Source organism: Lysobacter sp. Soil_C_15 (genome assembly GCF_057657315.1).
The window spans coordinates 25,624-38,997 of the sequence record NZ_JBDGIR010000008.1 but is presented as its reverse complement, the minus strand read 5'-3'; the positions used below and the strand labels follow the sequence as shown (position 1 = coordinate 38,997).

Below are 13,374 nucleotides of genomic sequence, written 5' to 3'. Positions count from 1 at the left end.
GCCGATGACATGTCCGTTTTGATCAACAAAAATACCAAGGTCATCGTGCAGGGCTTTACCGGCTCGCAAGGCACCTTCCACGCCCAGCAGATGCTGGACTACGGCACCAAGGTCGTCGGCGGCGTGACCCCGGGCAAGGGCGGCACCGAGCACCTGGGCCTGCCGGTCTTCAACACCGTCGCCGACGCGGTCGCCGAGACCGGCGCCGACGCTTCGGTCATCTACGTGCCGCCGCCGTTCGCGGCCGACGCGATCCTGGAAGCCGCCGACGCCGGCATCAAGGTCATCGTCTGCATCACCGAAGGCATTCCGGTGCTGGACATGCTGCGGGTGAAGAACGTGCTCAACGGCTTCGAGGACGTGGTCCTGGTCGGCCCGAACTGCCCCGGCGTGATCACCCCGGGCGAGTGCAAGATCGGCATCATGCCGGGCCACATCCACCAGCCGGGCAAGATCGGCATCGTCTCGCGTTCGGGCACGCTGACCTATGAAGCGGTCAAGCAGACCACCGACGTGGGCCTGGGCCAGTCGACCTGCATCGGCATCGGCGGCGACCCGATCAACGGCACCAACTTCATCGACGCGCTGAAGTGGTTCCAGGACGACCCGCAGACCGAAGGCATCATCATGGTCGGCGAGATCGGCGGTTCGGCCGAGGAAGAAGCGGCCGAGTTCATCGCCCAGTACGTGACCAAGCCGGTGGTCGGCTTCATCGCCGGCGCTTCGGCGCCGAAGGGCAAGCGCATGGGCCATGCCGGCGCGATCGCCTCGGGCGGTTCGGGCACGGCCGAAGGCAAGTTCGCGGCGATGGAAAAGGCCGGCGTCACCACGGTCAAGTCGCCGGGCGACCTGGGCGCGGCGATCGCTGCGCGCCTGGCCAAGTAAGACGGCTGCACCGGCCCGCTGCGGCGGGCCGACGCCTCGAAGAGCCGCCTCCGGGCGGCTCTTCGTTTGTAGCACTTGTGTGCTACAGTGCAGGCAGTCCGATCCGGCGAGGGCGCCATGTCGACCACCACGATCCGTCTGTCCGACGAGCTCAAGGCGCGCATCGCCCGCGCCGCCGAACACAGCGGCACCACGCCGCACGGCTTCATCCTCGGCGCGCTCGAGGAAAAGGTCGGCGAAGCCGAGCGCCGGCACGATTTCATCGGCGAAGCGCAGAGCCGTTGGCAGGCGTTCGTCGCCGACGGCCAGAGCTTCGCCTGGGAAGAGATGCGCGATTACCTGTCCCGGCGCGCGCGGGGCGAAGACCCGGCGCTACCGGCGAAGAAAACGTTCGGGCAGGGATCGTGACCCGGATCGTCCTGTCGCCCGCCGTGGCGGAGGACTTCGCCCGGATACTCGAACATCTGGACCGGCACGAGGCGACGCAGCGCGAACAACGGATCGACGGTATCGCTCGCGCCATCGACGTGTTGGCCGACAACCCCCTGATCGGGCGCACGCTCGATGGCGACTTGCGCGAACTGATCGTCGGCCGCGACGCGCGCGGGTACGTCGCCCTGTACCGTTACCTGGCCGAGTTCGACACTATCCTCATCCTCGCCGTCCGCGCCCAGCGCGAGGCCGGCTACACGCACGACTGAAGCTCTTTCGAGAATCGCCGCATGCCCAAGACCCTGCGCATCGCCCTGGCCCAGTTCGACTTCCCGGTCGGCGCGGTGGCCAAGAACGCCGAACGGATCGCGGCGATGATCGCCCAGGCCCGCGACGAGCACGGCGCCGAGGTGGTGCTGTTCCCCGAACTGGCGATCAGCGGCTATCCGCCCGAAGACCTGCTGCTGCGGCCGAGCTTCCTGGCCGAATGCGAGGCGGCGCTGCAGCGCATCGCCAGCGCCGCGCGCGGCATCGTCGCGGTGGTCGGCTGGCCGCAGGCGGCCGGAGCGATCGTCTACAACGCCGCCAGCGTGCTGCGCGACGGCCGGGTCGCGGCCACCTACCGCAAGCGCGAACTGCCCAACTACGCGGTGTTCGACGAGCGCCGCTACTTCGACGTCGACCCGGACGGCGAGGCCTGCGTGTTCGAGGTCGCCGGCGTGCCGGTCGGGGTGGTGATCTGCGAGGACCTGTGGTTCGCCGAGCCGCTGGCGGCGACCGCCGCGGCCGGCGCGCGCCTGGTGCTGGTGCCGAACGCTTCGCCGTTCGAGCGCGACAAGCACGCCCAGCGCGATGCCCTGCTGGAGCAGCGCGCGCAGGAGACCGGGGTCGCCCTGGCCTATCTGAACGTGGTCGGCGGCCAAGACGCGCTGGTGTTCGACGGCGCCTCGGTGCTGGCCGACGGCGACGGCCATGTGCATCCGGCCGCGGCCGCGTTCGAGGACCACTGGCTGATCGCCGACTACGACGACGGCGAGCGGCGCTTCGTGCCGGTGGCCTGGCCGGTCGAGGCCGACGAGGGCCGCGACGCGCTGGCCTGGCGCGCGGTGGTGCGCGGCACCCGCGACTACTGCCGCAAGAACGGCTTCGACAAGGTCTGGTTGGGGCTGTCGGGCGGGATCGACTCCTCGCTGGTGATGGCGATCGCGGTCGACGCGCTGGGCGCGCAGAACGTGATCGCGGTGCGCATGCCGTCGCGCTACACCGCCGACCTGTCCAACGACCTGGCCGCCGAACAGTGCGCGACCCAGGGCGTGCGGCTGCTGGCGCTGCCGATCGAGAAGCCGTTCCAGGGGTTCCTCGACACCCTGGCCGAGGCCTTCGAGGGCAAGCCGGTGGACGTGACCGAGGAGAACCTGCAATCGCGCACCCGCGGCGCGCTGATGATGGCGATGAGCAACAAGTTCGGCGGCCTGCTGCTGACCACCGGCAACAAGAGCGAGTACGCGGTCGGCTACGCCACCATCTACGGCGACATGTGCGGCGGCTATGCGCCGATCAAGGACCTGTACAAGACCGAGGTGTTCGCGCTGGCGCGCTGGCGCAACGCGATCGCCGGGGCGCCGGTGATCCCCTGGGCGGTGATCGACCGGCCGCCCTCGGCCGAGCTGCGCGAGAACCAGAAAGACCAGGACTCGCTGCCCCCCTACGACGTGCTCGATGCGATCCTGCTGCGCCACGTCGACCAGGAGCAGTCGCGCGAGGAGATCGTCGCCGCCGGCTTCGAGCCGGCGATCGTCGACAAGGTGCTGCGCCTTGTGCGGATCAGCGAATGGAAGCGGCACCAGGCCGCGCCGGGGCCGAAGGTGTCGCGGCGCGCGTTCGGCCGCGAGCGGCGCTACCCGATCACCAACGGCTACGCCGGCTGAGCGGATCCCGCCCGCCCCTGTAGGAGCGGCGTGAGCCGCGACAACCGCAGGGGTGTACGCGAGCGCCGCGGCCGAAGCCCGGGCCGCCCGGGCTCGCAGTCTTGCCGCGGGCTGGCTTCGGCTGGGGCGGTATCCAACCGCTTCGGTTGTCGCGGTTCGCGCCGCTCCCACAGGACGCCGCGCCGCAACGAAAAACGCCGCCCTAGGGCGGCGTTTTCGTGTCCGGCGTTGCGCCAGGAGCGCTTACTGCTTCTGGCGCTCGGCTTCCAGCTTGTCGCGGTTGTCCACCGCCGACTTCTCGCCCGCGAACGGGTTGAGCTTGCGCAGGTTGCTCGGGTAGTCCGGCCATTCGCCGCTCAGCGCCGGATGGTTGGGGTCGTTCTGCTGCAGCACCCGGCGCGCGTCCGCGGCCAGGGTCTGGTTGCCCAGGCGCTCGTAGGCGGTCAGCAGCACCGCCACGGCGTCGTACTGGTAGCGGCTCTGCGGGTAGGTTTCCAGCAGGTACTTGGCGCGGTCGGCGGCGGCGACGTCGGCGGTGCGGCGCAGGTAGTACAGCGAGGCGTCGAGTTCGTGGCGGGCGAAGGTGTCGCGCAGCACCATCATCCGCTTGCGCGAGTCCTCGGCGTAGCGGCTGTTCGGATAGCGCTCGAGCACGATCAGGAAGTCGTTGTAGGCCTGGGTCGGGGTGGCCAGGTCGCGGCGGCTGACGTCCAGGCGCCAGACCCGCTGCAGGAACACGGTGTCGCGGCTGGAGTTGACCAGCCCGCGCAGATAATAGAGATAGGCGATGTTGCGGTGGGTCGGGTAGGTGCGGATGAAGCGGTCGATGCTGCTGATCGCGTCGTCGTGCTTGCCCGACTTGTACTGGGCGTAGGCGGTCTCGATCAGCGCCTGCTCGGTGTAGGGGCCGTACGGGTACTGGGCGACCAGGCGCTTGAAGCTGACCTCGGCCGAGGCCCAGTTGCCGTTGGTCATCGAGGTGTGGGCCTTCTGGTAGATGGCCTCGACCGGCTGCCCCTCGTCCGCGTCCTTGTCCTTCTTGAACATCTTGCCGACGCGGCTGCAGCCGGTGCCGGCGACGGCCACGACCAACAGCAGGGACAGCAGGCGAATGAAACCGCGGGACGGGGCAGAGCGTACGGTCATGGCAGGCATCGACGGGCGCCGGAGGCACGAAGAGCCGATAATAGCAGTCCGCGGGTCGAGCCCCTTAACCGAACCCGTACTCCCTTCGCCGCACAGATCCTGCCGATGACCCCGACCCGCGAGACCCTGACCGCCACCGTGCCCGACAGCGCCGCCGGGCGCCGCTTCGACGCGGTGCTGGCCGAACTGTTCCCCGACTACTCGCGCTCCCGGCTGGCGGCCTGGATCAAGTCCGGCGACGCCCGCCTGAACGGCCGCGAAGCCCGGCCGCGCGACCCGGTGCAGGGCGGCGAATCGGTCGAGCTGGTGGTCGTGCTCGACACCCAGACCCATGCCATGGCCGAAGACATCGCCCTGAACGTCCTGTACGAGGACGAGCAGGTGATCGTGCTCGACAAGCCGGCCGGCCTGGTCGTGCATCCCGGCGCGGGCAACCCGGCCGGGACCCTGGTCAACGCCTTGCTGCACCGCGACCCCGGCCTGGCCGCGCTGCCGCGCGCCGGCATCGTCCACCGCCTGGACAAGGACACCTCCGGGGTCATGGTGGTGGCCCGGACCCTGCCGGCGCATACCTCGCTGGTCGAGCAACTGTCGGCGCGCGAAGTGCACCGGCAGTACCTGGCGGTGGTGGTCGGCGCGCTGGTCTCCGGCGGCACCGCCAACGCCCCGATCGACCGCCACCCGCGCGACCGCCTGCGCATGGCGGTGCGCGAGGACGGGCGCGACGCGGTCACCCACTACCGCCTGCGCGAGCGTTTCCGCGCCCACACCCTGCTGGAATGCCGGCTGGAAACCGGGCGCACCCATCAGATCCGCGTGCATATGGCCCACCTCAAGCACCCGATCGTCGGCGACCCGCTGTACGGCGGCCCGCTGAAGCTGCCCAAGGGCGCCAGCGACGGCCTGATCGAAACCCTGCGCGGCTTCAAGCGCCAGGCCCTGCACGCCGAAACCCTGGAATTCGTCCACCCGCTCAGCGGCGAACCGGTGCGTTGCACCGCGCCGGTTCCGGCCGATCTGTCGCACCTGGTCGCCGAACTTCGCGCCGATTCGCGCGCGGCGGCCGAGGCCGGGCGATGAGCGCAGGCGCCGGCGCGGCGCCTTGGATCGAGGCGGACTGGCCGCTGCCGGCCAGGGTGCGCGGTTTCACCACCGTGCGCCGCGGCCTGGGCGTGTCGGCCGCGCCGTTCGACCAGCTCAACCTCGGCACCCGCTACGGCCAGCACCGCGACGACCCCGCGGCGGTGAGCCGCAATCGCGAACTGCTGGCGCAGCGCGCCGGCCTGCCGTCCGCGCCGCGCTGGCTGCACCAGGTGCACGGCGCCGGGGTGTTGCGTTTCGACGGCGGGGCGCACGGCGACGAGCCCGAAGCCGACGCCGCGGCGACCTCGACCCGGGGCACGGTGCTGGCGATCCTCACCGCCGACTGCCTGCCGGTGCTGTTCGCGGCCGACGACGGCGGCGAGGTCGGCGCCGCGCATGCGGGCTGGCGCGGCCTGGCCGGCGGCGTGCTCGAGGCCACGGTCGCGGCGATGCGCGCCGCGCCCTCGCGCCTGCACGCCTGGCTGGGCCCGGCCGCCGGTCCGCAGCACTACGAGATCGGCGCCGAGGTCTACGACGCTTTCGTATCCGCCGACCCGGCCGCCGCGGCGGCCTTCGCGCCGACCCGGCCCGGCCACTGGCGGGTCGATCTGTATCGGCTGGCGCGCGACCGTCTGGCGCGCGCCGGACTCAGCGCCGATCATGTCCACGGCGGCGGCCTGTGCACCATCGCCGACCGCGAACGCTTCTACTCCCACCGCCGCGACCGCATCACCGGGCGCATGGCGACCCTGATCTGGATGGATTGACGATGCTCTTGGCCCAACGGACGGTCCTGTCCCTGTCTTTGTCCCTCGCCGCGCTGGTCAGCGCCGATGCCGCCGCGGCCGACTGCCAGCACCGCACCTACGACCTGCTGCGCGCCGCCTATCCCGGCGCGGTCGGCGAAACCGGCGACGAGGGCGAGTTGTTGCGCACCGCCGGCGCGTCGACGCGCTGGGTCAACCTGGGCAAGGTCGTCTGCAAGGTCTGGCCGGCCTCGCCGGACAAGACCCTGCTCGCCGTGCCCTTGCAGCACGAAGCCGCCACCGGCCTGGACGTGGACACCGCCGACCTGGAAGTGCTGGTGGTCGACTCGGTCCGCCCGCGCATCCTGCAGCGCTACCGCGAGAACGGCGCGCTGACCTCCGATGCGGTGCGGATCAGTTCGCTGAGCCTGGATACCGCCCGCTACAAGCTCGACGAGCGCACCACCGCGTTCGGCCTGCGCATCGGCTACAGCGGTTCCTCGCGCGCCAACCCTTACGGCAGCACGGTGCTGAACCTGTACGCCGCCGACGCCGCCGGCCAGCTGCGGCCGGTGCTGAGCAAGCTGGAAGTCGAAAAAGAGCGCGGCGAGTGGGACACCAATTGCGCCGGCGAATTCGAAACCGTGCGCCGCACCGTGGCCATCGACCCCAAGCGCGACCGCGGCTACGCCGGACTGCGCATCAACAGCACGACCGAGCATCGGCGCAACGTGCCCAAGGGCAAGGATTGCGCGGACGTGCCCGGCAAGACCGAGAAGAGCAGCCTGCGCCTGGCCTTCGACGGCCGCCGATACGTCGTGCCGGAAGCGCTGCGCGGGCTGTGATGCGAAACCAGGCAGTCGACAAGGCGCCGCGCGACGCGGCGCGGCTGGGCGCGCGCGCCGGTCTGTACCCGCGCGCGCTCGGCGTGCGCTTCGTGTTCTTGCCGCCGACCCTGCGCCAGCTGCATGGCCGCGACGGGCGCCGCAGCTATCGCGGGCAGGCCCAGGTCGAGCGCGGCCAGGGCCTGTGCGCGCGCTTGTTCGCCCGCATCGCCCGCCTGCCCAAGGCGCATGCCGGGCCGATCGAGGTCGAGATCGACGCCGGCGCGCGCGGCGAAACCTGGACCCGCCGGTTCGGCAAGTCGACGATGCGTTCGCGCCTGGTCGAGCGCAACGGCCTGGTGCTGGAGCGGCTGGGGCCGATGCGCTTCGGCTTCGCCCTGGAATTGGCCGGCGACCTGCCCGAGGCGGCCGCATCGGGGGTGTTGTCGCTGCAGGGTGGCGCGCAGGTGACGGTGGCTTCGGCGGTGACGCCGCTGCCGGCGGCGGGCGAGGGCGCCGCCGAGGTCGAGGATCCGGGCCTGCGCTGGCGGCTGATGCGGGTGCGCGCGCTCGGCCTGCCGCTGCCGGCGAGCTGGTTCTCCGGCGTGTGCGCGCGCGAGTTCGAGCGCGACGGCCGCTACCACTTCGATGTCGCCGCGCGTCTGCCGCTGGTCGGCCTGCTGGTCCGCTACCGCGGCTGGCTCGACGTCGACGACTGAAGCGCGGCCGGCGCCGGCCGCGCATTCCGACATAAGCCGATAACCCATTCGCCGGCGCGCAACCGCCCCAAGCCGGCCGAATCGCGGCACACTCGCGGCTGAGCACGGATCCGCAGACCCGCCCGGCATGGAAGCGCCCCTCCCGCGTCCCGAGTACCGTCGATGAGCTACGTTCCTGCTGGTTGGTTGGCATCCTGTTTCGAGTCCGCGCAGCTGGGGCGGGGGGCGTTGCGATGGGGATGGTCGGGGTCGGGTAAGAGGTACGGGGGACGCGGACGGTGAACGTCGATATGAGGCGTTCTAAGCGCTCGTGGTTCGTCGCCGGCGATCTCAACGGCTTCTTCGGCCTGGTGGTCGACAACCTGTCGATCCTGGGCTTCATCGCCGCCGCCCTGATCGGCATCTTCGGCTTCCCGGCCGAGGTCGTGTACACGCGCATGTTTCCCGGCACCGCGTTCGGCGTGCTGGTCGGCAACCTGATCTACACCCGGATGGCGCGGCGCCTGGCCGCGCGCAGCGGGCGCGAGGACGTCACCGCGATGCCGCTGGGCCTGGACGCGCCGACCAGCATCGGCATGGCCCTGCTGGTGCTCGGCCCGGCCTTCGTCGGCTTCAAGCAGGCCGGCATGGACGAGGCCGCCGCCGCCGACGCGACCTGGAAGCTCGGCATGGCTTCGCTGATCGTGATGGGCGCGCTGAAGTTCGTCCTGTCCTTCGCCGGCGATGCGGTCACCCGGCTGATCCCGCGCGCCGGCCTGCTCGGCTCGATCGCCGGCACCGCGCTGGTGCTGATGGGCTTCCTGCCGCTGATCGAGACCCTGCGCTCGCCGCTGGTCGGGTTCATGACCCTGGGGCTGCTGCTGTACGTGTTGGTGGCGAAGGGCCGGCTGCCGGTGAAGTTGCCGGGGGTGTTCGTCGCGTTCGTGTTCGGCACCGTGCTGTTCTACGGCTTCGGGGCGCTGGGGTTGGGAGCGCCGGGCTTCGAGTGGCCGGCTCCGCAGCCGTTGCAGCCGGTATTGCCGCTGCCCACGCTGGGCTTCCTCGAAGGCTTGCCCTACACCGTGCCGTATCTGCCTTTGCTGCTGCCGTTCGGCCTGCTGATGGTGGTCGGCGGCATCAACGTCAGCGAGAGCGCGCGCGCCGCCGGCGACGACTACCGCACCCGCGACATCCTGCTGGCCGAGGCCTTTTCGACCCTGATCGCCGGCTTCGTCGGCGGCGTCGCCCAGACCACGCCCTACATCGGCCAGCCGGCCTACAAGCACATGGGCGCGCGCAGCGGCTACACCTTGCTGACCGGCCTGTTCGTCGGCCTCGGCGGCATGCTCGGGCTGATCTCGGGCCTGGTGCAGTGGCTGCCGCTGGCGGTGCTGGCGCCGATCATCGTCTACGTCGCGCTGGATATCACCACCCAGGCTTTCCAGGCCACCCCGGCCCGGCACGCCACCGCGATGGTGTTCGGCTTCCTGCCGCCGGTGGCCTACATGCTGTCGATCAAGACCGGCAACCCGGCCTGGATCGACCCGGCCCGGCACGCCCAGCTGATGGGCGCGCTGGACGGCCACGGCCTGCCGGAACTGGCGGTGATCGTGACCCTGGGCAACGGCTTCATCATGACCTCGATGATCTGGACTTCGGCGGTCGCGGCGATGGTCGACGGCCGCTTGCGCCGCGCTGCGGCCTTCCTGCTCGGCGGCGCCGGGCTGAGCCTGTTCGGCGTCATCCATTCGGTCGACGCGCGCGGCGGGGTGTACCTGCCCTGGGCCCTGGAAGGCCTGCAGCGCACCATCGCCTGGCAGTTCATCGGCGCCTACCTGGGGCTGGCGATCTTGCTGGGTCTGCTGTCTTTGCAGCGCGATCCGGTGTCGTCGGCGCCGTCGGCTTGAGACCGGCGCCGGCAGTCCGCAAATAGCCGGTTCCCCTATCAACCGGCCCGCGCCATGTCCCTGCAGAACCAACTCGACGCCGTGCCCGGCGTGACCGCCGCGCCCGAAGCCGCGACCCGCGGCTTCGTGTTCAACCACACCATGCTGCGGATCAAGGACCCGGCCGCCTCGCTGGACTTCTACACCCGCGTGCTCGGTTTCACCCTGGTGCGCCGGCGCGACTTCGACGAGGCCAAGTTCAGCCTGTACTTCCTGGTCTTGGTCGCCGACAAGGGCGCGATCCCGGCCGAGGAGCCGGCGCGCGGCGAATGGCTGCTGAGCCAGCCCGGCGTGCTCGAACTGACCCACAACCACGGCACCGAAACCGACGCCGGGTTCGCCTATCACCACGGCAACAGCGAGCCGCGCGGCTTCGGCCACATCTGCGTCTCGGTGCCCGACGTGGAAGCCGCCTGCGCCCGCTTCGAAGCGCTCGGCGTAGCGTTCCAGAAGCGCCTGACCGATGGCCGGATGAAGGACATCGCCTTCATCAAGGACCCGGACGGCTATTGGGTCGAAATCCTGCAGCCGACCTCACGGATCTGAGCGCCGGCAACGCCACCCCGCTCCGGTTCCTGATGGGCGTCGCTCCTCGCGCCGGTCGTTCCCCCCTTTGAAACAAGGGGCTAGGGGGGAGTTGCTGTTGCCGTAGCCGTCAACCGCAAAAGCTCAAGCCCCCCGCGACCGCTGCGCGGTCGCCGCCCCCTCTCCAAAGCGGGCAACCACTCTCCACGACCGTCGCCCCCGCCTCGCGAGCGCCGTCTCAACCGCCGCACAGCAGTTCCCCGCCTGTAAACCGCCACACGGCAGTTCCCTCCTTGAAAAAGGGGGCAGGGGGATTGGCTTTTGCCCATCGCTCCAAAGTCAGCCGCCCCGTCGCGCCCCGACGCTCATCCCCGCGCCCCGACCATCGACCGGTCCGCTCGCCAGGCGCCGGTCGCGGCCCCCTCGTCCTGAAGCCGGCCCGGCTGCGCGCGCCTTGAAAGGCGTCCCTGCGGCCGCATTAACAGCTCATTCGCGGCCGCCGCGCGACACTCGCGTACCAGCCGTCACCTACCTTTCGGAGAACCCTCCATGCGGATGGACAAGCTGACCTCGCGCTTCCAGCAGGCCCTATCGGACGCGCAGTCGCTGGCGGTCGGGCGCGACCACAGCGTGATCGAACCGGCGCATCTGCTGACCGCCCTGCTCGAGCAGAACGGCGGCAGCAGCCGGCCCCTGCTGGCCCAGGCCGGCGTCAACGTGCCGCTGCTGCGCGAACGCCTCGGCGAAGCGCTGGAAAAACTGCCCAAGGTGTCCGGCCAGGCCGGCCAGGTCTCGGTCGGCAACGACCTGGCGCGCCTGCTCAACGTCACCGACAAGCTGGCCCAGCAGCGCGGCGACGCCTTCATCGCCAGCGAGCTGTTCCTGCTCGCCGCGCTCGACGACAGCGGCGACGCCGGCCGCGCGTTGAAGGCGGCCGGCGCGAGCAAGGCCAAGCTCGAGCCGGCCATCGACAAACTGCGCGGAGGCGACAGCGTGCAATCGGAAAACGCCGAGGAACAGCGCCAGGCGCTGGAGAAGTACTGCATCGACCTGACCGCGCGCGCCGAGAGCGGCAAGCTCGATCCGGTGGTCGGTCGCGACGAGGAAATCCGCCGCACCATCCAGGTGCTGCAGCGCCGGACCAAGAACAACCCGGTGCTGATCGGCGAGCCCGGCGTCGGCAAGACCGCGATCGTCGAGGGCCTGGCCCAGCGCATCATCAACAACGAAGTGCCCGAAGGCCTGCGCGGAAAGCGCGTGCTGTCGCTCGACATGGGCGCGCTGATCGCCGGCGCCAAGTTCCGCGGCGAGTTCGAGGAGCGGCTGAAGGCGGTGCTCAACGACCTGGCCAAGAACGAAGGCCAGGTGATCCTGTTCATCGACGAGCTGCACACCATGGTCGGCGCCGGCAAGGCCGAAGGCGCGATGGATGCCGGCAACATGCTCAAGCCGGCGCTGGCGCGCGGCGAGCTGCACTGCATCGGCGCGACCACCCTGGACGAGTACCGCAAGTACGTGGAGAAGGACGCCGCGCTGGAGCGCCGCTTCCAGAAGGTGTTCGTCGGCGAGCCCTCGGTCGAGGACACCATCGCCATCCTGCGCGGGCTCAAGGAGCGCTACGCGGTGCACCATGGCGTGGAGATCACCGACCCGGCGATCGTCGCCGCGGCGACCCTGTCGCACCGCTACATCGCCGACCGCCAGTTGCCCGACAAGGCCATCGACCTGATGGACGAGGCGGCCTCGCGCATCCGCATGGAGATCGACTCCAAGCCCGAAGAGCTCGACCGCAAGGAACGCCGGCTGATCCAGCTCAAGATCCAGCGCGAGGCGCTGAAGAAGGAGAAGGACGCCGAGTCCAAGCAGCGCCTGGCCGACCTGGAAGCCGAGATCGGCGCGCTCGAGCGCGAGTTCAACGACCTGGAAGAGGTGTGGAAGGCCGAGAAGGCGACCCTGCAGGGCGCGACCAAGATCAAGGAGCAGATCGAGCAGGCCAAGCTCGACCTGGAGGCCGCCCAGCGCACCCAGGACTTCGGCCGCATGAGCGAGATCCAGTACGGCAAGCTGCCGGAGCTGGAGAAGCAGCTCAAGGCCGCGCAGGAAGCCGAGACCCAGGGCTTCAAGCTGCTGCAGGACAAGGTCACCGCCGAGGAGATCGCCGAGGTGGTGGCGCGCTGGACCGGCATTCCGGTGTCGAAGATGCTCGAAGGCGAGCGCGAGAAGCTGCTCAAGATGGAGCAGGCCCTGCACGCGCGCGTGGTCGGCCAGGACGAGGCGGTGCGGGTGGTGTCCGACGCGGTGCGGCGTTCGCGCGCCGGCCTGTCCGATCCCAACCGTCCCAGCGGCTCGTTCCTGTTCCTGGGCCCGACCGGCGTCGGCAAGACCGAGCTGTGCAAGGCCCTGGCCGAGTTCCTGTTCGACTCGTCCGATGCGATGGTGCGCATCGACATGAGCGAGTTCATGGAGAAGCACGCGGTCAGCCGCCTGGTCGGCGCGCCCCCGGGCTATGTCGGCTATGAAGAGGGCGGCTACCTCACCGAAGCGGTGCGCCGCCGCCCGTACAGCGTGATCCTGCTCGACGAGGTCGAGAAGGCGCATCCGGACGTGTTCAACATCCTGCTGCAGGTGCTCGACGACGGCCGCCTGACCGACGGCCAGGGCCGCACCGTGGACTTCCGCAACACGGTGATCGTGATGACCTCGAACCTGGGCTCGCAGATGATCCAGGAGCTGAGCAACGACACCTCGGCGGAGGCCTACACGCAGATGAAGGCGGCGGTGATGGGAGTGGTGCAGAGCCATTTCCGCCCGGAGTTCATCAACCGCCTGGACGACATCGTGGTGTTCCACCCGCTGGAGAAGGCGCAGATCCGCGAGATCGCCAAGATCCAGTTGCACGGGCTGGAGAAGCGCCTGGGCGAACGCGGCCTGAAGCTGGCGCTGAGCGAGGCGGCGCTGAACCTGATCGGCAACGTCGGTTTCGACCCGGTGTACGGCGCGCGGCCGCTCAAGCGCGCGATCCAGCAGCAGATCGAGAACCCGTTGGCGCAGCGCATCCTCGGCGGCGAGTTCGTCAACGGCGACACCATCCGGGTCGAGGCCGAGGGCGGGCACCTGGTGTTCCGCAAGGGCTGAATCGAGCCAACGACGATCGAGAAAAA

Annotated in this window: 12 protein-coding genes; 11 read left to right on the top strand and 1 reads right to left on the bottom strand. The window is 70.1% G+C overall.

The genetic code is table 11. From position 1 onward, the window contains the following. Nucleotides 1–9: 9 nt before the first annotated feature. From sucD to AC3A57_RS17660, 4 genes are all read left to right on the top strand, one after another. Nucleotides 10–885, top strand: a complete 876-nt coding sequence (sucD, locus tag AC3A57_RS17675) for a succinate--CoA ligase subunit alpha (protein ID WP_487580126.1) — start codon at nucleotides 10–12, stop codon at nucleotides 883–885. A gap of 117 nt (nucleotides 886–1,002) precedes the next feature. Beyond that, nucleotides 1,003–1,293 carry a CopG family ribbon-helix-helix protein gene (locus AC3A57_RS17670; RefSeq protein ID WP_487580125.1) on the top strand — a complete coding sequence of 97 codons (291 nt, stop codon included), beginning with the start codon at nucleotides 1,003–1,005 and terminating at the stop codon, nucleotides 1,291–1,293. Beyond that, nucleotides 1,290–1,586 carry a type II toxin-antitoxin system RelE/ParE family toxin gene (locus tag AC3A57_RS17665; RefSeq protein ID WP_487580124.1) on the top strand — a complete coding sequence of 99 codons (297 nt, stop codon included), beginning with the start codon at nucleotides 1,290–1,292 and terminating at the stop codon, nucleotides 1,584–1,586. The genes AC3A57_RS17670 and AC3A57_RS17665 overlap by 4 nt, the downstream gene beginning before the upstream one ends. A gap of 21 nt (nucleotides 1,587–1,607) precedes the next feature. Continuing rightward, on the top strand, nucleotides 1,608–3,245 hold the full coding sequence (locus AC3A57_RS17660; RefSeq protein ID WP_487580123.1) for an NAD+ synthase: 1,638 nt from the start codon (nucleotides 1,608–1,610) through the stop codon (nucleotides 3,243–3,245). A 243-nt stretch (nucleotides 3,246–3,488) separates the two neighbouring features. Here the strand turns inward: AC3A57_RS17660 and AC3A57_RS17655 are convergent, their stop codons facing one another. Continuing rightward, on the bottom strand, nucleotides 3,489–4,391 hold the full coding sequence (locus tag AC3A57_RS17655) for an outer membrane protein assembly factor BamD (RefSeq protein WP_487580122.1): 903 nt from the start codon (nucleotides 4,389–4,391) through the stop codon (nucleotides 3,489–3,491). Between the two features lie 105 nt (nucleotides 4,392–4,496). On the opposite strand from AC3A57_RS17655, the gene rluD reads away from it, so the two are divergent. The 7 genes from rluD (at nucleotide 4,497) to clpB (ending at nucleotide 13,348) form a co-directional block, all read left to right on the top strand. Continuing rightward, nucleotides 4,497–5,471: a 23S rRNA pseudouridine(1911/1915/1917) synthase RluD gene (gene rluD, locus AC3A57_RS17650; RefSeq protein ID WP_487580121.1), complete on the top strand. Its 975-nt coding sequence runs from the start codon at nucleotides 4,497–4,499 to the stop codon at nucleotides 5,469–5,471. After that, nucleotides 5,468–6,241, top strand: coding sequence for a peptidoglycan editing factor PgeF (pgeF, locus tag AC3A57_RS17645; protein ID WP_487580120.1), 774 nt, complete (start codon nucleotides 5,468–5,470; stop codon nucleotides 6,239–6,241). The genes rluD and pgeF overlap by 4 nt, the downstream gene beginning before the upstream one ends. 2 nt (nucleotides 6,242–6,243) lie before the next feature. Next, the gene (locus AC3A57_RS17640; RefSeq protein ID WP_487580119.1) at nucleotides 6,244–7,065 is read left to right on the top strand and encodes a PA3715 family protein; all 822 of its coding nucleotides are present in this window, start codon (nucleotides 6,244–6,246) and stop codon (nucleotides 7,063–7,065) included. After that, nucleotides 7,065–7,763: a DUF4166 domain-containing protein gene (locus AC3A57_RS17635; RefSeq protein WP_487580118.1), complete on the top strand. Its 699-nt coding sequence runs from the start codon at nucleotides 7,065–7,067 to the stop codon at nucleotides 7,761–7,763. The genes AC3A57_RS17640 and AC3A57_RS17635 overlap by 1 nt, the downstream gene beginning before the upstream one ends. Before the next feature lie 290 nt (nucleotides 7,764–8,053). Next, nucleotides 8,054–9,649 (top strand): SulP family inorganic anion transporter, encoded by a 1,596-nt coding sequence (locus AC3A57_RS17630; protein WP_487580117.1) that lies wholly within the window; start codon nucleotides 8,054–8,056, stop codon nucleotides 9,647–9,649. Between the two features lie 54 nt (nucleotides 9,650–9,703). Then, the gene (gene gloA, locus AC3A57_RS17625; protein ID WP_487580116.1) at nucleotides 9,704–10,234 is read left to right on the top strand and encodes a lactoylglutathione lyase; all 531 of its coding nucleotides are present in this window, start codon (nucleotides 9,704–9,706) and stop codon (nucleotides 10,232–10,234) included. A gap of 528 nt (nucleotides 10,235–10,762) precedes the next feature. Beyond that, nucleotides 10,763–13,348: an ATP-dependent chaperone ClpB gene (clpB, locus tag AC3A57_RS17620; RefSeq protein WP_487580115.1), complete on the top strand. Its 2,586-nt coding sequence runs from the start codon at nucleotides 10,763–10,765 to the stop codon at nucleotides 13,346–13,348. The last annotated feature ends 26 nt before the right edge of the window (nucleotides 13,349–13,374 follow it).

Excerpts from the sequence above, each read along its gene's own strand:
- sucD (WP_487580126.1), top strand. The coding sequence starts at position 10 with ATGTCCGTTTTGATCAACAAAAATACCAAGGTCATCGTGCAGGGCTTT.
- AC3A57_RS17670 (WP_487580125.1), top strand. The coding sequence starts at position 1,003 with ATGTCGACCACCACGATCCGTCTGTCCGACGAGCTCAAGGCGCGCATC.
- AC3A57_RS17660 (WP_487580123.1), top strand. The coding sequence starts at position 1,608 with ATGCCCAAGACCCTGCGCATCGCCCTGGCCCAGTTCGACTTCCCGGTC.
- AC3A57_RS17655 (WP_487580122.1), bottom strand. The coding sequence starts at position 4,391 with ATGACCGTACGCTCTGCCCCGTCCCGCGGTTTCATTCGCCTGCTGTCC.
- rluD (WP_487580121.1), top strand. The coding sequence starts at position 4,497 with ATGACCCCGACCCGCGAGACCCTGACCGCCACCGTGCCCGACAGCGCC.
- pgeF (WP_487580120.1), top strand. The coding sequence starts at position 5,468 with ATGAGCGCAGGCGCCGGCGCGGCGCCTTGGATCGAGGCGGACTGGCCG.
- AC3A57_RS17640 (WP_487580119.1), top strand. The coding sequence starts at position 6,244 with ATGCTCTTGGCCCAACGGACGGTCCTGTCCCTGTCTTTGTCCCTCGCC.
- AC3A57_RS17635 (WP_487580118.1), top strand. The coding sequence starts at position 7,065 with ATGCGAAACCAGGCAGTCGACAAGGCGCCGCGCGACGCGGCGCGGCTG.
- AC3A57_RS17630 (WP_487580117.1), top strand. The coding sequence starts at position 8,054 with ATGAGGCGTTCTAAGCGCTCGTGGTTCGTCGCCGGCGATCTCAACGGC.
- gloA (WP_487580116.1), top strand. The coding sequence starts at position 9,704 with ATGTCCCTGCAGAACCAACTCGACGCCGTGCCCGGCGTGACCGCCGCG.
- clpB (WP_487580115.1), top strand. The coding sequence starts at position 10,763 with ATGCGGATGGACAAGCTGACCTCGCGCTTCCAGCAGGCCCTATCGGAC.